This is a genomic window from Bacillus cereus group sp. RP29, from assembly GCF_040459765.1.
Classification (GTDB): domain Bacteria; phylum Bacillota; class Bacilli; order Bacillales; family Bacillaceae_G; genus Bacillus_A; species Bacillus_A paranthracis.
The window spans coordinates 4,338,668-4,359,414 of the sequence record NZ_JARVHN010000001.1; the positions used below are offsets into that span (position 1 = coordinate 4,338,668).

Genomic DNA, 20,747 nt, shown 5'->3' on the forward strand with positions numbered 1-20,747 from the left:
TAGAATACTAATGAGTTATTGATTAAGAAGATAAAGGAATAAGAAATACGATAAAGAATTAGAATAGATAATGTAAAAAATGGAAAGAGGGGAAAAGATGAATCTAAAATTAATAGATGTAACAGAAGAAAATTTCTTTGAAATTATTAATTTAAAATCAGATAAACTTCAAGAAAAACACATTCAAATATATGAAAGATGGGTTGGTTCAAATGCTTTCTTTCTTGCAGCTTGCCAAACGTTTGGGTTTACTCCGAAAGCTATATATGATAATGATGTTTTAATAGGTTTTGCTTCGTATGGGTTTAGAAATGAAACGAAGCAATATGAGTTAATTAGTATGATGCTTGGCCATCAATATCAAGGGATAGGGTATGGGGTTCCTGTTTTAAAAGCAGTAATAGATAGTATGGTTCAGACGTACAAATGCGAAGAAATATTCTTATCGGTTATTCACGATAATGAACGCGCAAAGCGGATTTATGAAAAAGTGGGTTTTAGGCCAACAGGAGAGATTGAAGAAGGACACCATCCAGAATTAGTTTACTGTTTAAAATTAAAAAACTATGTAAATGTATAAAACTATATATACCTCTAGTTCTGTATAAATCTTTTCATTTTCTGGTTTTTGTTCCATATTCTTTAACATATGAAGCAAAAAAATTAATTTTGTGTAGTTTATTTTTGTTAGCATGATAGCGATGTGGTACTCCCCCTGTTAGTAGTAATTTTAATATCACTATGGATAAATTACTTTTAGAACTTTACTTCCAAGAATGAATTTTATGTGAACAATTAGTTGAAAATTCCCTTTATTAATTAACTAAGTAATATTTTGAAAGAACATATAGATATAATAGAAAGAATACTCGGTGCATCATCTCAACGCGCTGAATAGGTACATTATTGCATGTTAAAAATTTAACTTAAGGTGGAATTGTATATGACTGAAGATAAAAGACTGAAAAAGCCGGTGGTAAGTTTTATATTACTAACCAACATTATTTTTTGGCCACTTTTTCTGCTTGTAGGAATTACAAAGTTATTACATTTTCCAACTTGGATTTTTGATGTAATGCTCTGCATATCAGCTTGGTCTTCCACTTTTGCTTTTATGTTTCTATTTAAAAGAATTTATCCTGGACAAAGTTTTATTCAATTCGTAAAAGATAGATTTAAAAATAAACTTAACTACTCTATCGTTCTTACTGTCAGTATGATTCAAATAATTATATTTTTGACAATGCTGTTTCTCATTTCGACTAATAGTGAAGCAGACTCTATTTTTAATAGAACTACATGGGGCGTGTTAATTTATTATGTTGTTAAAACTATTGTATCTGGACCACTAGGAGAAGAATTAGGGTGGAGGGGTTTTGCATTAATGGAGCTCCAGAAAAAATACTCGCCATTAAAATCTTCAATCATTATTGGTTTTTGGTGGGGAATGTGGCATCTGCCTATATGGTTTACTACAGGTTTTACAGGCAGTAATTTAATCAAATATATTTTATTTTTTATGATTGCAATTATATCTACTACAATTATCATGGCAACATTTTATAATTTAAATCAAAATTTAATTGTTCCAATGATCATCCACTTTTTCTTTAATTTATTTATTGGCATAATAAATGGACCATTAATTGAATTAATTATGTATACTGCAATTTTTTATTCAATAGTTGCCATTTTACTTATAGTTATAAATCCAAAGAAAGTTTTATATCGAAGATACTATAATTTTTTATAATTCTTGATTTCTCAATCTTCTTGCATGATAAATTTCTCCATACTAATTAACAACTAATATTAAAACTATTAATCCAATAAATCCTTAGAAAAAATGGTTATCTATACACTAACTTAGTTAAATATGGATATTTTTCAAGGAGATAAAAAAAACTAATCCCTATAAGGGATTAGTTCAATATCTCAAAAGCTATTATATTACATAGTTTTATGAGCAAACGTTATATAATGTTGTGTGGGATACATAACCTGTCATCCCTTTATAAGTAACTTTTAACCACTGTTTAGAATTACTATAATGCCCTTGAACATACTCACCTGTTACCCATGTGCCAGTAATTTTCTGACCACTAGTAAATGTATGTAAGACAGGTGATCCCACAGTGTAACCACTGCGCATCTTTGCACCATATGTACCTACCGTACCTCCCTTGGCACAAGCTGCTACTACTGTTTTATTTTCAGTAGTATTCGTAGCCGCGAAAGCAGAGCTGTTAAATGTAAATAAAGTAAACATAAAAGCTGTTAATAAAGTACAAATAGATAAGCGACGTAACAAAATAAATTCCCCCTTTTTTATAATTTCTTTCTTCACAAACGATTATCTTAAATATTCTAATTATTTTCAATATATTAATGTTGAGAAATATTAGTTGTATTTTTGAAATAAAATTTTATCAAAAATAGTAACAAATTCATATTTTACAGAGAGCCCGAAAATAGTCTTCTACCAACTATATAAAAGCCCCTTCACCTTAAGGCAAAGGGACTTTCTCATTCCTATTTCAAACTACCTGCAATCTCCGTAAAGATAACTCCAAGTGCATGCGCACCTGCATCAGGATATCCTAAACTTCTTTCACCAACTGTACCGGCGCGGCCCATGCGAGCTACGATTTCTTTCGTGTACTCTGCTCCTTTAACCGCTGCTTCTGCCCCTTTTTCAAAGGCAGTTTTCATGTCTACTTCATTTGAAGCGTTATCTAACCAAGAATCTACACATGGAGCAAGTGCGTCAACAAGCGTTTTATCACCAACTACCGCTCCTCTGCCGAATGATCTTTCACTGATCGATTGTATGCCTTGCAGTGCTGCTTGCAACATTTCAGCAAATTCTTTCACTGTTAACTCACGCTTCTCGCCTTCTGCTTTACTAGCTGCGCGGAATGCACCGCCCCAAATTGGACCAGATGCGCCGCCGCAATGTTCCATAATAATCATGGAACAACCGTCAAGGAATGATCCGATCGTTACGTTTTCTTGTTCTACAATCGAATGCCACTCACGTTTTAATTGCTTAAATCCTTTTGCTACACTCATTCCGAAGTCTCCATCACCAGCATGCGTGTCTAGCTCACAGAACGGTACTTCATTTTTAATAATAATATCGCTCATTTTATCAACGAGATAAATCATGTTGTTTAATGTGATGACATTCTCTTTAATCACAGCGTGCTCTTCCGCTGTTTCTAGTTCAAATGAAACTTCCTTCTCTTCTGTCTCTTCAAGTACATTTACATACTCAACACTTTCAACTGGCCCATCTACTTTAAACGCTGGTGTATTACACTCTTTTGATAGTAATGTTTTTAGCTCGTCATCTAGCTTCATCACTGTTAAAGACATACCAGCCATGTCGATACTCGTCATATAGTTGCCGACGAATACTCTATTGATTTTAATGTTTCTAGCAGCTAATTCTCTCGTAACTGCATTGTTAAATAGGTAAAGTTCTTGCAGTGGTGTTCCGCCAAAACCGTTAACTAGCAGTGCAATTTCCTCGCCATCTTTTACTCCTAAATCTTTCATTAAATCATTTGTCATACGGTTCGCTAGTTCATCTGCTGACAACATTTTTTCACGTTTAATTCCTGGTTCACCGTGAATACCTACGCCGTATTCCATTTCATCTTCCGCAAGTGTGAAGGTAGGTGATCCGCTCGCTGGAACTGTACAAGACGTTAACGCTAAACCGATTGTGCGCACGTTAGCCGCTGCTTTTTCGGCTACAGCTTTCACCGCTCCTAAATCCATACCTGCTTCCGCTGCTGCACCGGCAATTTTATGGACTAAAATAACGCCCGCAACGCCGCGGCGCCCTACTGTGTACAGGCTATCTTCTACCGCAATATCATCGTCCACTTTTACGTAATCTACTTCAATTCCATCTTCCGTCGCTAAATGCGCTCCGTTTTTGAAATTCATAATATCGCCGCTGTAATTTTTAATAATTAATAACGTACCTTTTTTACTAGCTGTCTCTTTAATCGCTTGGTATACCTGAATTTGTGAAGGTGACGCAAACACATCTCCGCACACTGCCGCATCTAACATTCCTTTTCCGACTAATCCCGCATGTGCCGGCTCATGACCACTACCGCCGCCACTAATTAACGTTACTTTGTTTTCGTTCATTTCTTTCTTCTTAATGACTTTATATTTTTTCAAAAGCTCAAGCTCTGGATGAGCCATAACCATTCCGTTGCACATTTCCATTACTAATGTTTCTGGTTTGTTTATAATCTTTTTCATTGTGATTCTCCCTCAATTCCTTTAATATATTGTGATATATTTGAAATCTTCTTCTTACTATCCATGTTAAAATGAAAGCGTTTTATAGTAAACGGACAAAATGGACAATCTGTCTAAAGACACCGCTCTCATTTATGGGTAGGATTTTCATATTACTAACATTCTAGGGATGATTGAGATGACCTCTTCTATAATTTCTAAAAAGATAATCGCGAACTCATTGAAGTATTTAATGGAAACAGAGTCATTTCATAAAATATCAGTGAGCGATATTATGTTACACTGTCAAATGCGTAGGCAAACTTTTTATTATCATTTTAAAGATAAATTTGAACTATTAAGCTGGATTTATAGAGAAGAAACGAAAGAGAACATTATCGACTTTCTCGACTATGAAACGTGGGAAAACATTTTCGATTTATTATTGGATTACTTTTATGAAAATCAAAAATTTTACCGAAACGCTTTTAAAGTCATTGAACAAAACTCGTTTAATCACTATTTATTTGAGCATACGAAAAACTTATATATGAAGATTATTGATGAACTATCCGTGAGCTGCGGATTCAGCCTTTCTGATGAGACAAAAAATACGATTGCCTCCTTTTATAGTCACGGCTTCGTTGGAACGATAAAAGATTGGATTGAAAGCAAGTGCGAAGTAAATCCTTCCATTATGTCTTCTCTCATGAAAAATATGATAAACAATCAATTACTACTATTACTGGAGCAATCAGCAAAGTAATTAAAGGGTGGCAAAAGCAATGAAAAAGATTATGAATGATGTACAAAATATCGTTCAAGATATGATGCATGGCTTTTATTTTGAACATAACGACAAAGTAAATTACGACGAAACAAATAACATCATTTATGTAAAAGATATCGAAAAAATGACGCAAGACGTCGCTATTATAAGCGGAGGTGGTAGCGGACATGAACCAGCTGATATTGGTTATGTAGGAAAAGGCATGCTTACGGCGGCCGTAAACGGCAGCATCTTCACTCCGCCTACAGTGGAACAAATTGTGGCGGCAACTCGCCTCATACCGAAGGAGAAAAGCATTTTATTCATCATTAAAAACTTTAAAGATGATGTTCAGAATTTTTTAGCGGCAAAGCAAATCGCTAAAGAAGAAGGAAGAAAAATTGAACACATCATCGTAAATGACGATGTTTCAATTGAAGATGATGCTTCTTTTAATAAAAGAAGACGCGGCGTTTCTGGTACTGTTTTCGTTCAAAAGATACTTGGTGCGGCTGCCCTTGAAGGACATTCTTTAGAAGAACTAACAACACTCGGCCGTTCTGTTACCGAGAACTTACACACATTAGGAGTCGCCCTTTCACCTGCCAACGATCCAGTGAAAGGACAAGCTTCATTCACATTAAACGAAGATGAAGTCTTTTACGGCGTCGGCATTCACGGAGAAAAAGGTTACCGCAAAGAAGCATTATCCTCTTCTGAAATATTAGCGATTGAACTAATGAACAAACTAAAAAGCATTTATCGCTGGCGAAAAGGTGACAACTTCGCCATCCTTATTAATGGACTCGGCGCAACACCTTTAATGGAACAATACATTTTCGCAAACGACATTCGTCGTTTGTGTGAGCTGGAAGGATTACAAGTTACATTCGTAAAGGTCGGTACACTGTTAACTTCTTTAGATATGAAAGGTGTTTCACTCAGTTTGCTTAAGATAGAAGATTTGGATTGGGTGAAGTGGTTGAAGGCGGATGCTCGAGTGGGTAATTGGTAACTAAAAATTATGATGATAAAAGCCTTTAACTATAACGAGTTAAAGGCTTTTTGCAAATTGAAATATCGTACGGGCATTAACAAGAAATTCTTAATCGCCTCACTGAAGGATGACAGGTCTTCCAAATAAAGCTGGATGATAAATTAACATCGCACCTACAAAGGAACACACTAAACAAAAAACAGCCTCGTATTTTATAACTAGAGAAGAGTTCGTATCAAGCTTTTTTCCCTCTCTTTTCAATATCAATTTAAATAACGCTGTATATAATACTTTATATAATACATACCCAATAATCGCCCCGAGGGTATTCGTAAATAAATCATCAACATCTGTAATTCTATTATTTAACAATTGATTTAACTCAATTGCTAATGAAAAAAAGAATCCTGTGCATACGGTGTTTTTCATTTTTCTAAACTGCGGCCAAATGGTCGGTAATAAAAAACCTAAAGGCATAAACAGTAAAATATTCAAAAGATACGTAGTACTACCTGCCGTATCAAATAGAGTCAAGTTGATTTGATTTACACGAATCCACGTTTCATATCTACTTATATCCCATACAGTCGCAATCTGCGTCACCTTATACACTAGCGAAAGGTAGAATAGAAAAACATATACCCATAAAAAATGTCGAATAGATATATCGTTTTTCGCTTTAAAATAAAATCCAATTTGAAATAAAATACAAAACATAATTGTAAAAAAATAAGTATACAAATAACTCATTAAAACTCCTGTATGCATGTGGAATCCCCTAACTTTACATTTTCATCTATTATTTAGAACATAGTTTAAGAATCGGTACTTTGTTCATATATTTAATCTTCTACTTTGTCTTCGAATATAGGGAATATATGAAAAATAAAAAATCCCCACTTCTTCATTTTCAGTCTCCTCCTTGATGTAACTTGTTTATAGGATAGGAAAAACTTTTAAAATAAAAAGTGGGGTAAATATAAAATTTTTCTTAAATTTTATGTTGGGTTTTATTATTACTCTCGTTAGGAATCCGCTATTCGTTGTTAGATAGCAACATGCTTACACCTATAAAAACATTGAACTACTGAAAAATTCTGCCCTCAATATGACAGCAGATTCACATCAAAAATGTAAATCCTCCTTTTCCTCGTATTTTCCTTTATTCAGTCTTTGTCTTATAAATAATTCTGCGATAATTAAATTAGGTACCCACGCTAACCAAGCAATAACCGCGTAACTAAGTTCAAACTGCTCTATTCCAAATAGAACGATAAACAACGGTAGCCAAATTCTTAATGTAACTGCCGCAAAGGTTAAAGAGTAATTTCTGATCATCCAATTTCGATGGTCTTTCATTTTTTTATTCTTAACCCTATGTAATGCTTGATATGCTGATGTTAGCCAAAATACGGATAACAAACCGAAACTAGCTTCGCTACCAATCCCCCTGTAGCATAAAAGGATAGGTATAGTCCAGAAATGCCTCCTAATAATATACCAACCATATAGATTCTCCCAGCTATTCGATGACGGTTGATATTCCTTTCTCTAAATTTAGTAGATAATGTAAACGGACCAATTATTAATGCTACTATACTCGTTGTAATATGTATAAATAGCATCATATACCAGAACTCACTTAATTTAGATCCATACATAAGTTTCGCTTTTACAAGCCCTGTTTGAAATCCATCCATAATAGAATATTGGACAACAATATAACCAGATACTAAAAGAGCAAAACAAGTAAATACATACCAAATTTTCCTGTTCAAATTTCACTGCCTCCCTATTACATTCATGGAAATTAGATTATACGTTACTGTTCATTCTTGTAATAAATAGAAAATCCTTCTAGACAAATGAAATACCTCCGAAAAAGGGACATGTAATAGATTAAGATCTCAAAAATAATGAATATATATGTTATATTGTTAAAGGTACTGAAATGGGAATTTTTCTAATGGATATGTTGCAACAAGTAATAGATACATTTAAAATGAGCAAACTTTTTATATAATAAAAAAACCTCAAGTATATCATTCTATACTTGAGAGTTTACTCATCTATTCCTCCGCATCTCTCATACTGTAATACCCCAAATTAATAATAACCAAAAAATACCCAACCATAATTCCCCCAGCAAATGTCCACATGTACTCACGGTGTTCAATTTCATACATAATAATCGCGCCGAGAATTGCAGCTGCGAACCGGTTCATCATTCCGAGCATCGGTGCTTTTTCTTTTTTTACGATGCTGTCTCCGAACTTTTCAATACGTCTTCCTAAAATCCAGGCGCAGTACATACTTACTAAAAGGCCAATGCTTATCCCTACGAACTGGGCTCGAAAAGGTGTCATCGCCCATCCAAATAACATCACGCCTAGCAAACAATATATTTGTACGTTGAATGATCTTAATGCCATACGAATCATGTTATACTCCTTACCTTTCTCTTTAATTCCATCTTTCGGACTTCAAGCTTTCCGATATATCTTTTTTAAAATGAGGGAATTTGATTTTACTCACCATTAAATACGCGAGTACGCATGTGCCAAACGCTACGGAAACTGGATTATTCAGGAGGCATAAAATAAGAAGGCACATTGCCGCAAATGGAATGGGCATGCCGATAAAGGTTGGGAGTTTGCTTTGTTGTGTATTAAATCTTGCAAGCCGCAGCATTCCACAAATACTGTAAGCGAGCGCACATATCATCCCAATAGACTGCAAATCTTTTAAAGCGACACTATAAGCAAGAATAGACGGCGCCACACCAAAGGTAACTAAATCCGCAAATGAGTCTAACTCTCCGCCAATTTCCGAAAAAGCATCTAGTTTCCGAGCAACCATGCCATCAAACAAATCAAATACCATACCTGTAATAATGAACATAACTGCACCATACATATCGTGAACGAAAACAGCGTGAATAGCGAGAAGTCCACATACAAAGTTTGCTATCGTAATCATATTTGGTATGTAACTCATCACATGCTTCCCCTCCTTTTTACTCATTACCTCATCTAAGTTCTTACTCATTACAATCAAGATCCTTCTGTTTTTCTTCCAATATAACTTTATTTATTTTCTTTAACGTATCCGTCATTTGTTCTAAAGCACCGATATCGATTTTAGAAAAATACTTCTCAATTAATACATCATCTAACTCAGACAACTCCTCCATATACTTACTACCGTTTGGACCAAGTGTAAGGAAATACTCCCTTTTATTATTAGGATTTACTTGCTTTGAAATCATCTTCTGCTTTTCCAATTTCGATAAAACTTGGCTCACAGCACTTTTCGATATATTAAAAGTAGTCGCAATGTGATTTGCTGTCGTGTTTTCATTTAAATGAATATGAAATAGCATACTCTCTTGCTGTCCTGTAAGACCGTACTCATCTTTCAACTCCTGAAATAGTAAAATGTAGAATTCATTATAGGCTCGGTTCATTTCATTAATTATTTCTTTATATGTTCTCGTCATAGCACTCTTCCTCCATGCTGTTATTTTGTTTCGTTTAATAGTTAAGTTCACTTAACTTAACTATATTATACCGTTATGTTTGTGTAAAGGGAAATCAATTTCCATACTTTAAAAAAGAAGACATCCATTAAGATGTCTCCTTCTCATACGTAAAGCTCTAAACTTTCACTATTCTTCTCAATTACATCTTTATACAAGCAAAAGTGTTTCTCTCACCTCAACTTATATATTAGACAATATATAAGTTTTATGTTGTAAACTACTAACCGTTAATTAACTGTTGCTTAAATTCATCTAAAACTCTCTTTCTCTCTTCATAATCTTCCGTATCGGCTTCTTCCCAAAGCTCAAGGTCAGCCCCACGTTCAATTAATGCAATTGCCTTGTTACGAACTTCTTCTTGAAGACAGCCTTTCTCCAATTGTATTGCCGCAAGACCAATATATACTAAAGATATTTCTTCTAACTCTTCCTCTATATCAAACTCATCTACATACTCTTCTAAAATGAACTTAGTTGCTTCTTCCGCACTATTACCCTCTTCTATATACTCAATAAATTGATCTTTCACATCACAAGTCGTGTCATCATCAAATAATCCAGTTCCCCAAGCGCCCATATGCTACAGCTCCTTCTTTGTGCTTTTTTCATTTCTATTTCAATCTTAAATATAATAAAAATTCATTACAAGACTAGTTATATACATCGTTATATTTTACAATTACTATAGGCAATAAATATCTTTCACTACATGTACCATTCTGAATAATCAAACATAACCATCGATAAAATTCCATATAGACCCAGTAATGGTTAAAATGTTATAATAAAATCACCCTACATAGTTACTCATATTTAACTTGAGGAACTAGCGTCTTATTAAGCAATGCGCATAAATCAAATAAAAAAGACACTTTTTACAGTGTCTTTTTTATTTATATTCTCATAGAAAATATCTCTTTTATACACAAAATCTAGCAAATGAAAAAGGAGACTATCATATGGAGCATCCTCTAGCAAGAGAATTACGTAACATACGTATATGCCTTATCATCTTAATTATCGTCATCGCATTTTGGGACCGTGAGAAACCTGTAGAAATCACTGACCATAGTAGCGATCCTATGTTAAACACTAGTAATATGACCCAAATTGGCGATCATACATTTGCCTATAAAGATGAATCTAATCAAATTAAAATATTTAAGTTTAACCCAGATACAAATGAAATAAAGCTAATAAAAGAATTTTACGCTAACGAATATTAATGAAATAAATGGGACGGAAGGCACCTCAAGGTGTCTTTTTTTATTTTCAAAAGGACCTGCTCACATTCAGGCGTCAAACATAAAGTAAATGGAATCCGTTAAAAAACACGAGTGACCCTTTGTTTTCCCCTCTTATTAAAGGAGGAACTATTATGGGATTTGGTGGTAGTTGCGGCGGAGGCTGCGGTTTTGCTGGAGGATTTGCATTATTAGTTGTATTGTTTATTTTATTAATCATCGTTGGAGCTGCTTGCTTCTGCTAAACAAACTATTGGAAAAGACACTCTTATATGGGTGTCTTTTCTTTGTAAACTAAAAAGTATATGAAATGAAGACATAGCAAAAACGGGATACTTACTCAAATTGTTTTTCACCTTATTAATTATATCCAAAAAGTTGGATAGCTTCTTTTACTACTCATGTTATTAATGAATAAAGCAATAACTACAATAACAAGGGAACCAACTAAAACTGGTGTTACTAAATAACTCCAACTGTATGTTCCTAAAATAACGACAATTGGATCAGCCCCTGCCGGAGGATGCGTTGTTCTCGTTAACATCATAACGGCTATTGCCATCCCCACTGCTAAAGCTATCGTCCAATATTCATTCCCAAACAAATGATATATTGATAGGCCAATGAAAGTTGAAATCAAATGTCCTCCAATAATATTACGTGGCTGTGATAACGGTGCATTCCAAACTCCAAACGCTAATACACAACTCGCCCCAAATGGAGCCATTAACAATTCTGTAGAAGTTATACTCGTTAAATATGTTAAGGTGAGAATTGTTAAAAATCCCCCTAATAGTCCCGTCAAAGAGTCCTTTATGTTTACTTGTAACGGACTTCTTCCTTTCCCTTTCATTTTTGCAAAATATCGTACACTTATTGGTGGAGCCTCTTTCTGCTTAGCTGCTGTTATATGATTCATCATTCTCCTCCTTTATTTACCAATAATTATATTTCAAACAAACTAACTGGTCAATATTAATTTTAGGGGTTAGTTTGAAAATACATAAAAAAAGATCAACTGCTATAAGTTGATCCCTAAACTTCTTCACATTTTCGATCCTGGAATTTTGCTACCTTTTTTCGGTTCCCACATATTTTCATAGAACACCATTTTCGTTTCCCACTTTTATCTATAAATAATAAAACACAGTCGGGATTTGAACACCTTTTAAGGAAAATAAGTTTATTTTCTGCTACTAAGGTTAAAGCATCAAATGCAATTATCGATACAAGTACATCCTCAACTTCTCCAACTGGGACAGGTACTAGACGCTGTTCAATGACTTTATATGTAAAGGGTGCCTTCTCAATTTGTTTTTCTAAATACGTAATAAAATCATTAGAAATTTCGTGCTGATCAGCAATTGCCTCAAACTGTTTTCTCAGTACTTCTCTTGCCTCTAATATGCTAGATGTAACTTGATCCATTCGTTCTTGAATTCCTATAAGTGTTTTTTCATTCCAAAAAGGAAGATTAACCTTTATTACATATAGCCATTCTAATACATCTTCATCCGTTATTAATAAATCATAACGTTGTCCACGCCTAACTAACTCTGTATTCACTAAATCTAATGAGAGATTTCCACATATAAGCGGGAATTGTTTTGTTTCCTGCATGTACTCATCACCTACTCTTTAAATAATCATATTCCAAATTCATACAGAAGTACAACTTTTTTATTAACTGTAAAGTATGAAGATCAAAGCCTTTAGCCATAATTACGACTAAAGGCTTTTTTCTATATAACTAAAAAGGAGCTAACTGTATGGAACATAATAAAAATGGAATGCTTGCTTTAATCGTTTTATTTGTAGGACTCGCATTTTTTGTTTTCGGTATGGTTTATCATTTGTGGGGAACGGTTTAAAAATAAATAATAATCCATTTAAGAAAAAGTACTCGTATGAGTACTTTTTTTAAAATGTCATGTAAAAACATTCTAAACTTACTTACATGCATACAATCACCAATGATAGTTATATAATTGAGAAGGTTGTAAATTATCAATCTATTACAACATGATTTGGAAAGGAGCTAAAATCTGAAAATGTTAGAAATCATTTTTGTTGCTGTATTACTTTTATCTAGCATCACTCTCATTTTTATCGAACGTGGTTTAACGAAAAAAAATGTAGCCATTTTACTGATCAATTATGCATTCTTATTTGCCACCATCATTGTAATTGGTGCAAACTGGCGTATGATCCCCGCCTATTTCTTATTGTTCGTTTTAACATTACAAGTTTTTTTGAAACCAAAAACTACAGCTGTTTCTAAAAAGTTAGTGATGAAAGTTTTAAAAGGTTTAGGAATTATCGTAACTGCTATCGCAATGTTTACATTACCTTTACTTTTTCCGATCATAACACTCCCTGAGCCTACTGGAAAATATACAGTAGGAACGAAAGCTTTTCATTTAATTGATAAAAATCGAAAAGAAACCACTGTACCAAATAATCATAGAGATCGTGAGTTAATGATACAAGTATATTATCCTGCCGAAAAAGGATCAGGGAACCCTTCTACCTATTTTGAGAACATAAACGAGCTGGCTGAACAATTGGCAGTAACAAACGGTGCTCCGTATATCGTAACGACACATTTAGGGCTGACAAAAACACATTCTTATCAAGATGCTAAGCCACTTCAAGCTAAAGAAAAATTCCCCCTCCTTTTATTCGGCCATGGGATGGGATTATATGGTCAACAAAATACATTCCAGTTAGAGGAATTAGCTAGTCAAGGCTATGTAGTAATCGCTCTTAATTTCACAGGATACGCAGCAACAACGATTTTCCCTAACGGAAACCGTGTAGACTCTATACCAATTGAAAATACACCTACGGCCTTAAATACGATAGTTCAAAAATGGGAACAGGATACTACTTTTGTTTTAAACGAAGTAATAGAAGGTAATTTCGATAAAAGTTTTAAAACGATCGCAGACTTAATTAACTATGACAAAATTGGAATGTTCGGTCACTCTTTTGGCGGAGCAACTTCCGCACAAATGTTAGTAAAGGATACGCGTATTAAAGCTGCAATTGATATGGATGAACGATCGCAGACTTAATTAACTATGACAAAATTGGAATGTTCGGTCACTCTTTTGGCGGAGCAACTTCCGCACAAATGTTAGTAAAGGATACGCGTATTAAAGCTGCAATTGATATGGATGGCGGATTGTTTGGCGATCCAATGCCTAAAGACGGTCCTCAGAAACCATTCATGTTGATGAATGCTGAGGCTACGATTCATTTTATGAAAGAGGCTAAGAATCAAAAGATAACCGGAATCCAAAATGAATTATTGGAAATAGTTTATTTAAGAAATAAAACGATTGAAAAACCGGGCGTGTACACAGTGGTAATTCCAAAAACAAACCATACTAGTTTTACAGATTTAGCAGCATTTTCACCTATTATTAACGAACCAGACGAAGATGTAGCTGCAAATTATACACTCATTAATAAACTAGTAACTAGCTTCTTTGATCAAAATTTAAAAGGAATAAACGAAAATCATTTAGAAGACATTCAGAAGCAATATCCTGAACTTCAGCTCATTAAACACTAATAATTATTCATTTACCTAGTCATGTAGCCCCTCACTATACTTGAGGGGTTTCCGCTTTAAAACAATTATAAAAAAAGGCCCCATTACTGGGGCGCTCAAAAAATAATATAAGTAAATGAATTAAAACAAATAACAGACAACTAAAATATATAACATAAAAATTTTATAATCTATATATATGCAATATTACATATAAAATTTCATTATTACATGCTATACTAAAAAAGGAGTCGACAATCGTTATTTTCTTCTTATTTTTAAAGCAATATGGATATACCTTCTTAACATCATTTGGATTGTACAAGCAAAAGAAGACATCTTAATTGATGTCTTCTTTTCTTATATTTTTATGAATTCCTTTGAGCAGATGCTCTCCAAGCACGAAAAGATGTTGGGTGTCCAGAATGAGCTCTTTGCTTTGCAGCAGCAACAGCTGGTTTTTCTTCAATAGTCTTTGGTTTTTCTTCCACAATCAATGATTTTTCTTCAAGAGTATTCACAGCTGTTTGCATTTTTTCCAGCTGTTCTTTTAAAGCTTGCTGTTCAATCTTTAAATCTGTAAGTAAACGTAAAATCATTTCAGAATTAGCCATAAAGATCCTCCTTCCCCCAATACACAGAATAAAATAGAATATGTCATCAGCGGAATAACGGTGACAAAAATAAGGTCGTCAACTCTCTTAAAATCTAAGCACCTTTATTTTTCAAAAGGACCTGCTCAAGATTATCCGTAAAAACATAAAGTGAATTAAATCCATTAATTAATGGTCTTTATGGAAGGAGGAGTTAATATGGGCTATGGCGGTAGTTGTGGTGGAGGCTGCGGTTTCGGCGGCGGTTTCGCTTTACTTGTTGTACTGTTTATTTTATTAATCATCGTTGGCGCTAGCTGTTGGGGCGGCGGATTCGGCTGCTAAGGGGAGGCACTCTTGAGAGTGTCTTTTTTTGTTTCATTTTTTCCCCTCCGATCTGTATTAGTTCTTTTTAAAATGTAAGATTTCTCATCTCATAGTAGCAAATGATTTATTTTCATATCGTCATATTTGATCGAAAGGTAATAAAGAAAAGACACCCTAAGGTGCCTTCCCCCAACTAGATCGGAGTACCACCCGCATTTTGGAACCCACCCACGCTAGGCAAAAAATACAATGAGCTTACCATATGGACAGCTCATTCACATAATTTTCGAACTCGGAATTCAATGAATCTACTAGTTTAATCAGCTTATATGTTCTTGCCATAAAAAATCTTTAAAATGGTTTTATAATCTGGAATTTTTAACTTTAAGTATTGATTTATAAAGTTTTCGTTATCATATGGTACTTTTTTCAATTCAACAGAGAATCGCCCAGCATCAAAATTAACAATACCGTATCGCATAACATATTATTAATTTTTTGAGTACAATGATTGTTAATTAACAAAAAACAGCACCTTTAATTAAGAGGTGCTGCAATATAAAGCCAAAGTAAAAGCAGACATTAGACACTTAGTGCACAGTAAATTGTCCTCAAAACAGTAATTACTGCAATACCTAGACTTGCTCTTTAGGAAAAAGAAACAATCTCGTCTAAAATTGACTTTGCATAATCTTAGCTTGATAGCGATACCTTATAATCCCTTAACTAGCATAACTGAAATTAATAGGGGAATTAAATTTGTTTGATACCCTTCTTCCTTACAAAGTGGTTGTATTAATTTATAATTCAAACTTATATCATTTTTTTCATAATCACATAACAGGTCGCGTTTATTTTTTATTTCACGTGAAAAATAGTACATTTTTTGCTTCCCAATTTCTTCAAAATATGATGATTCTATCAATCCATCCTCAACATAAAATTGTAATACTTCCGCGCTTTCTATTAAATCATGAATATTTGCCGATTTTACGGCCATGCCTAAAGATTTATACAAAATAGTATTACTATAAAATAATAGATTTACTCCTATTTCTCCAGCTGTACTTAATCCCATATCCACCTTTTCATTTTGTATAATCATTTTATTTCTCCTTCGCTCTACCTTATTCAATTCAACTTATATTTCTGTTGATTTTGTAAATATTCATTTTTCATGACATAGATTAATACCACAAACCGAATGACAGCTATCATACTTATCAATAGAAATAGTGATTGATAACCAAAGTTTTCAACAATCAATGTAGAAATCAGCATAATAAATAAAGTACCTATTTGACTTAGAGATAGTAAACCTCCTAAAGTTTTTGCTTGATCTCCATCCGGAATCCTAATAAACGCTTCTTTTTCAGAAAGAGTTGATAATAGAGGACTAGTTAAAGTAACAAAGGAAAAACTACATAAATATACTACAGAATTAGATGTGAATGTCATAATTAAAATACCTAAACTCATTAACGTCCCTGAGATAAATAAACCTTTAAATATATTCTTCGTAAACAATTTAGATCCTACTAAAAAATAGTTCGAAAGTATTGAACCTATACCTCCTATAAGCCAGAATAGTGTTATATCTCTTGAATCAAAATGAAACTCCTTAGTTAATGCATATATAGAGGTACTCATAATGATAGGCATAATCATTCCTTCCAGGAAAAAAATTATTGAAAAAGGTCTTACATTTGAATTAAAAGCCAAAGCCTTTAATCCTTCAAATGGACGTTTCTTTCTATTCTTCTCATCTTTTTTAGGTAAAGCATCTTTTATAGGAATATTTATAAGAAAAACGAAACATATAAAAAATGATAACGCATCTATTAAAATTGCATTTGTGTTCAATGTTGTAAATATTAATGGTCCCAGAGTAAAACCTAATGTCTTCGCTGTTACAATCCAGCCAGATCTTTGTCCCATTAACTTTAATAAGTTATCTTTCTTATATAGAGAGTTATACCAAGTTTTTTGACTTAAGCTTGTAAGTGCTCCAAGATATTGAGATATGATAGTTACTGGTATTAAAAAAACAAAGTATTCTTTTGTTAAACCTAAATACAATGATAGAACAACTATTATATTTAACATAAGAGCAGTCAATGTTACTTTTTTAGGGGAATATCTATCAATCAGTTGACTTCCAAATGCACCTACAAGAATACCAGCTATTGTTCCAGTAAAATAAAGTGCACCCGTAAAAAAATAAGAACCAGTAGATAAAAATGCAAACATCGGTAATCCAGACCATGTAATAGCTGTCCCTAAAGTATTTAATGTATCTGCACATATTAACCTATTCTTATATTGAACCATGTTTTTTCTCCTTTAATTAAAATGATACGAGGAGAGCCTCGTATCATTTGCATTTAGACAATAAAAATGTTAATTTAATGCTGTAGAATCTTATTGATTTATTTTAAGAGGCTCTTTATAGCAAGTTTCCATACTTTTCGCTCTTAACGGCTCTTTATAACATGTTTCCATACTCTTCGCTCTTAACGGCTCTTTATAACATGTTTCCATACTCTTCGCTTTTAACGGCTCTTTATAGCATGTTTCCATACTCTTCGCTTTTAACGGCTCTTTATAACATGTCTCCATACTTTTCGCTTTTAACGGCTCTTTATAACATGTTTCCATACTTTTCGCTCTTAACGGCTCTTTATAACATGTCTCCACACTTTTCGCTTTTAACGGCTCTTTATAACATGTTTCCATACTTTTCGCTCTTAACGGCTCTTTATAACATGTTTCCATACTTTTCGCTTTTAACGGCTCTTTATAACATGTCTCCACACTTTTCGCTTTTAACGGCTCTTTATAGCATGTTTCCATACTCTTCGCTTTTAACGGCTCTTTATAGCATGTTTCCATACTCTTCGCTTTTAACGGCTCTTTATAGCATGTTTCCATACTCTTCGCTCTTAACGGCTCTTTATAACATGTTTCCATACTCTTCGCTCTTAACGGCTCTTTATAACATGTTTCCATACCTATATTTTGAAAAGTATCTTTCTTAATTCCAATATCATAACTTTGATTAAATTCCATATTCCAGATTTCTTCTGAATTATCATAGATACCCTCTAATACTTCATATTCCTCTTGCATTTTTCCAAAACCAGCATTGTGGTCCATGATTTCTCCAAAATACCCCATACAATCATGGTAATACTTTTTAGGATGTAACATATGTAAATGCCACATTTGATCTATATCATGTGTTGGACAAATCATTTCCTCAGGATATTTTTTACAAATAAACCAAAATTGTTTATACCTTACATATACATCTATTAACATTTCTAAAGGCATTTCTCCTAAGATACCCTCTGCTCTTTGAGCGGCTTCTACCAAGTCCATACTAAATTCAGGCATAGTTACAAATTCATTTCTCATCACACATTACCTCTTCTCTCAAAATTTATTATTCGAACAAAACCTAAAATTAGCTTTGTTATATTCAACTATAATTTAATACATGGGTTAAAAATTAAAATACAGGCCATACTGGATCAATTAAAGCCACAATGTTTAATAGATATAACAAAATAATCACCCCATTAAGAATTTTCTGATTACAACAACATAATATTTCTATTTAAATGTTTTGTCAACATTTTTTAACACTTTTATATTAATGTTAAAAAAGTTAAAAAATGTTCAAAAAATCCTAAAAACATTTATAATAGATATATGATTGAATTAATAATGGAAGGTGGAGTGAAATGACCGGAGAGAGGATAAAAGAATTACGAAAAAAGGCAGGTTTAACTCAGAAAGAGCTAGCCTCAGGGATTATTACAAGAAGTTATTTAAGTCAGATAGAACAAGGAACCGTAGAACCAACATACAATGTCTTAGAGCAACTTTCTAAGAGATTAGGTTATAGTGTGGAAGAAATCCTTTCAAATAATATTGATAAGGATATTAGTATTCTAGAAATAAAACGAAATTTAAAACTTTGCGAAACGTATATAGTTACCAATAAAGCAGCAAAGACAGAAGAAATTATAAATAAGATAGAAAATACACTAGGAAAATTAGAGGGTAGTCCTAATACTCAAATTTCTTTCTATGAGTATGGATTATTGAACTGGGTAAAGGGGAAATATCACGAGACACTGGGGGATTTTTCAATAGCTGAATTACTCTATAAAGTAAGTGTGGAAAAATTTCAAAAGACTGCTTCTTCAAAAGAACTAATGAGAAGTTTAGACTCATTAGGAAGTTGCTATACAAAATTAGAAAAATATGAACTAGCGACCCAAACGCTCAAGGAAGCTTATAGGATTTCTGTTTATGAACAGATTCAAGATATAACAAAGGTCTCTTTACTTTTAAACTTAGGAATTGTACATGGAAGAATTAAAGAGATTTATTCTGCCATTCATTTTTTGACCGAAGCTGTAGAATTAAATCAAATGTTAGGCACATATTTTAAACAAGGTGATATATACATGGCTCTTGGAATTTGTTATATGGAGATTAACAATCTAACAGAAGCCGAATTTTGTTATTTTAAATCTCTTCACTTCTTACAAATAACGGATAATAAAAAAAATGAAGCCGGTTTATATACTAATTTAGGAATTTTATATGTAAAAGAAAATGATTTGGATAAAAGCATTGAATATTTCATAAAATCATTGGCACTATACCATCAAATACAAGCTTCAACTTCAGTAATTAATAATACAAAGATTGAGCTTGCTAAAACTTACCTAGCAAAAAAGGATTTTATAAAGGTTGAAGAATATTGCCTAGAGATTATTAAAACAGAGAAAAATCACTACTTCCTTGCCAAATCCCATGAATTGTTTGGTGATTTGTGGTTGTTACGGCTAGATACTCAGAAAGCAATTAACGAATATAATAAAGCCTTAGCCACTTATCAAAAAACGAATAACAAACTTTCAAATCAAATATTAAAAAAACTCGGAAATACCTATAGTTCCATAAATGATTATATCAAAGCTATTTCCTTTTACGAAAAAATTAATATTTAATACAGCAATCAATTTAATAACTATAAAAACAAAAGGGAAACGTTTAAGCGTTCCCCCTTTTTTCTTTGTATAAAATATTTAATACCTATAGTTTTTTTTCATTACACCCCATCATTTTCAAATTATGAGATTAATATTACAAACGTTTTAATTATAACAATTTCAAGTGAAGGTAGCGAGGTTTGAATTTTTTAATACCTGGGTATTGCCCCGTCCATCAATCGCTTTTACCTTTTGATGAGTCATGCTATGCATAGCTGAAATAACTTCTTCTTCAGTAGAACTTTTAGTGATGTGGAGTTGTGCATTTGAACCTTTAATCTCTGCTTCATGCGATGCCAAACGATTGAATAATGGAATTTTGTTTAGAAGTAATCAACGCATTAAGCGCGTGATGATTTAAAAATGAAAGAAAAGTTAGCAAGAA

22 protein-coding genes and 3 pseudogenes are annotated in these 20,747 nt (G+C 33.1%); 10 read left to right on the forward strand and 15 right to left on the reverse strand.

What is annotated here, in order from left to right; all coding sequences use genetic code 11:
* The first annotated feature begins 97 nt into the window (after positions 1-97).
* A complete protein-coding gene (locus QCI47_RS23005) occupies positions 98-580 on the forward strand; it encodes a GNAT family N-acetyltransferase (protein ID WP_001049722.1) in 483 nt (160 codons plus the stop codon).
* Positions 581-943: 363 nt separating this feature from the next.
* The gene (locus tag QCI47_RS23010; RefSeq protein ID WP_071741442.1) at positions 944-1,753 is read left to right on the forward strand and encodes a CPBP family intramembrane glutamic endopeptidase; all 810 of its coding nucleotides are present in this window, start codon (positions 944-946) and stop codon (positions 1,751-1,753) included.
* Positions 1,754-1,960: 207 nt separating this feature from the next.
* On the opposite strand, the gene QCI47_RS23015 is transcribed toward QCI47_RS23010, so the two are convergent.
* Positions 1,961-2,311, reverse strand: a complete 351-nt coding sequence (locus QCI47_RS23015) for an SH3 domain-containing protein (RefSeq protein WP_000946189.1) — start codon at positions 2,309-2,311, stop codon at positions 1,961-1,963.
* A 221-nt stretch (positions 2,312-2,532) separates the two neighbouring features.
* The gene (gene dhaK, locus QCI47_RS23020; RefSeq protein ID WP_353811960.1) at positions 2,533-4,284 is read right to left on the reverse strand and encodes a dihydroxyacetone kinase subunit DhaK; all 1,752 of its coding nucleotides are present in this window, start codon (positions 4,282-4,284) and stop codon (positions 2,533-2,535) included.
* 178 nt (positions 4,285-4,462) lie between these two features.
* On the opposite strand from dhaK, the gene dhaS reads away from it, so the two are divergent.
* Together dhaS and dhaQ are read left to right on the forward strand one after the other, a co-directional pair.
* The gene (dhaS, locus tag QCI47_RS23025) at positions 4,463-5,029 is read left to right on the forward strand and encodes a dihydroxyacetone kinase transcriptional activator DhaS (protein WP_250669685.1); all 567 of its coding nucleotides are present in this window, start codon (positions 4,463-4,465) and stop codon (positions 5,027-5,029) included.
* 19 nt (positions 5,030-5,048) lie between these two features.
* A complete protein-coding gene (dhaQ, locus tag QCI47_RS23030) occupies positions 5,049-6,047 on the forward strand; it encodes a DhaKLM operon coactivator DhaQ (RefSeq protein ID WP_309422044.1) in 999 nt (332 codons plus the stop codon).
* Positions 6,048-6,146: 99 nt separating this feature from the next.
* Here the strand turns inward: dhaQ and QCI47_RS23035 are convergent, their stop codons facing one another.
* The 6 genes and pseudogenes from QCI47_RS23035 to QCI47_RS23060 form a co-directional block, all read right to left on the reverse strand.
* A complete protein-coding gene (locus tag QCI47_RS23035; RefSeq protein WP_309422042.1) occupies positions 6,147-6,797 on the reverse strand; it encodes a VanZ family protein in 651 nt (216 codons plus the stop codon).
* 357 nt (positions 6,798-7,154) lie between these two features.
* Positions 7,155-7,807: pseudogene (locus QCI47_RS23040) on the reverse strand (DUF2306 domain-containing protein).
* A 291-nt stretch (positions 7,808-8,098) separates the two neighbouring features.
* Positions 8,099-8,470 (reverse strand): ATP synthase subunit I, encoded by a 372-nt coding sequence (locus QCI47_RS23045; protein WP_086708024.1) that lies wholly within the window; start codon positions 8,468-8,470, stop codon positions 8,099-8,101.
* 22 nt (positions 8,471-8,492) lie between these two features.
* Positions 8,493-9,077, reverse strand: a complete 585-nt coding sequence (pssA, locus tag QCI47_RS23050) for a CDP-diacylglycerol--serine O-phosphatidyltransferase (RefSeq protein WP_140394909.1) — start codon at positions 9,075-9,077, stop codon at positions 8,493-8,495.
* Positions 9,070-9,528, reverse strand: a complete 459-nt coding sequence (locus QCI47_RS23055; protein WP_000198926.1) for a MarR family winged helix-turn-helix transcriptional regulator — start codon at positions 9,526-9,528, stop codon at positions 9,070-9,072. The genes pssA and QCI47_RS23055 overlap by 8 nt, the downstream gene beginning before the upstream one ends.
* Positions 9,529-9,790: 262 nt before the next feature.
* Entirely contained in the window at positions 9,791-10,147 is a 357-nt protein-coding gene (locus QCI47_RS23060; protein WP_000501489.1) for a hypothetical protein, read from the reverse strand.
* Positions 10,148-10,529: 382 nt separating this feature from the next.
* On the opposite strand from QCI47_RS23060, the gene QCI47_RS23065 reads away from it, so the two are divergent.
* Positions 10,530-10,796 (forward strand): YmzC family protein, encoded by a 267-nt coding sequence (locus QCI47_RS23065; RefSeq protein WP_061131448.1) that lies wholly within the window; start codon positions 10,530-10,532, stop codon positions 10,794-10,796.
* 152 nt (positions 10,797-10,948) lie between these two features.
* The gene (locus QCI47_RS23070; protein ID WP_000505679.1) at positions 10,949-11,059 is read left to right on the forward strand and encodes a YjcZ family sporulation protein; all 111 of its coding nucleotides are present in this window, start codon (positions 10,949-10,951) and stop codon (positions 11,057-11,059) included.
* Positions 11,060-11,178: 119 nt separating this feature from the next.
* Here QCI47_RS23070 and QCI47_RS23075 read toward each other — a convergent pair whose 3' ends face one another.
* Positions 11,179-11,733, reverse strand: a complete 555-nt coding sequence (locus QCI47_RS23075; protein WP_353811961.1) for an HPP family protein — start codon at positions 11,731-11,733, stop codon at positions 11,179-11,181.
* A 116-nt stretch (positions 11,734-11,849) separates the two neighbouring features.
* Positions 11,850-12,434: a CGNR zinc finger domain-containing protein gene (locus tag QCI47_RS23080; protein ID WP_220778979.1), complete on the reverse strand. Its 585-nt coding sequence runs from the start codon at positions 12,432-12,434 to the stop codon at positions 11,850-11,852.
* Positions 12,435-12,865: 431 nt separating this feature from the next.
* Here QCI47_RS23080 and QCI47_RS23085 point away from each other — a divergent pair.
* Together QCI47_RS23085 and QCI47_RS23090 are read left to right on the forward strand one after the other, a co-directional pair.
* A pseudogene (locus QCI47_RS23085) lies at positions 12,866-13,873 on the forward strand (alpha/beta hydrolase family protein); the annotation flags it as partial.
* Positions 13,874-13,878: 5 nt separating this feature from the next.
* Positions 13,879-14,394 (forward strand): annotated as a pseudogene (locus QCI47_RS23090) (alpha/beta hydrolase); the annotation flags it as partial.
* A gap of 347 nt (positions 14,395-14,741) precedes the next feature.
* Here QCI47_RS23090 and QCI47_RS23095 read toward each other — a convergent pair.
* Positions 14,742-14,987, reverse strand: coding sequence for a hypothetical protein (locus QCI47_RS23095; protein WP_000013680.1), 246 nt, complete (start codon positions 14,985-14,987; stop codon positions 14,742-14,744).
* A 198-nt stretch (positions 14,988-15,185) separates the two neighbouring features.
* On the opposite strand from QCI47_RS23095, the gene QCI47_RS23100 reads away from it, so the two are divergent.
* On the forward strand, positions 15,186-15,311 hold the full coding sequence (locus tag QCI47_RS23100) for a YjcZ family sporulation protein (RefSeq protein WP_000540377.1): 126 nt from the start codon (positions 15,186-15,188) through the stop codon (positions 15,309-15,311).
* A 694-nt stretch (positions 15,312-16,005) separates the two neighbouring features.
* Here QCI47_RS23100 and QCI47_RS23105 read toward each other — a convergent pair.
* From QCI47_RS23105 to QCI47_RS23115, 3 genes are all read right to left on the reverse strand, one after another.
* Positions 16,006-16,398, reverse strand: coding sequence for a hypothetical protein (locus tag QCI47_RS23105; protein ID WP_002150736.1), 393 nt, complete (start codon positions 16,396-16,398; stop codon positions 16,006-16,008).
* 26 nt (positions 16,399-16,424) lie between these two features.
* The gene (locus QCI47_RS23110) at positions 16,425-17,624 is read right to left on the reverse strand and encodes an MFS transporter (protein ID WP_086708029.1); all 1,200 of its coding nucleotides are present in this window, start codon (positions 17,622-17,624) and stop codon (positions 16,425-16,427) included.
* Positions 17,625-17,714: 90 nt separating this feature from the next.
* Entirely contained in the window at positions 17,715-18,710 is a 996-nt protein-coding gene (locus tag QCI47_RS23115) for a glycine-rich domain-containing protein (RefSeq protein WP_353811962.1), read from the reverse strand.
* 329 nt (positions 18,711-19,039) lie between these two features.
* Between QCI47_RS23115 and QCI47_RS23120 the strand changes: the two genes are divergently transcribed.
* Positions 19,040-20,320 carry a helix-turn-helix domain-containing protein gene (locus QCI47_RS23120; protein ID WP_353811963.1) on the forward strand — a complete coding sequence of 427 codons (1,281 nt, stop codon included), beginning with the start codon at positions 19,040-19,042 and terminating at the stop codon, positions 20,318-20,320.
* A 162-nt stretch (positions 20,321-20,482) separates the two neighbouring features.
* Here the strand turns inward: QCI47_RS23120 and QCI47_RS23125 are convergent, their stop codons facing one another.
* Positions 20,483-20,662 carry a hypothetical protein gene (locus QCI47_RS23125; RefSeq protein ID WP_074541986.1) on the reverse strand — a complete coding sequence of 60 codons (180 nt, stop codon included), beginning with the start codon at positions 20,660-20,662 and terminating at the stop codon, positions 20,483-20,485.
* Positions 20,663-20,747: the final 85 nt, after the last annotated feature.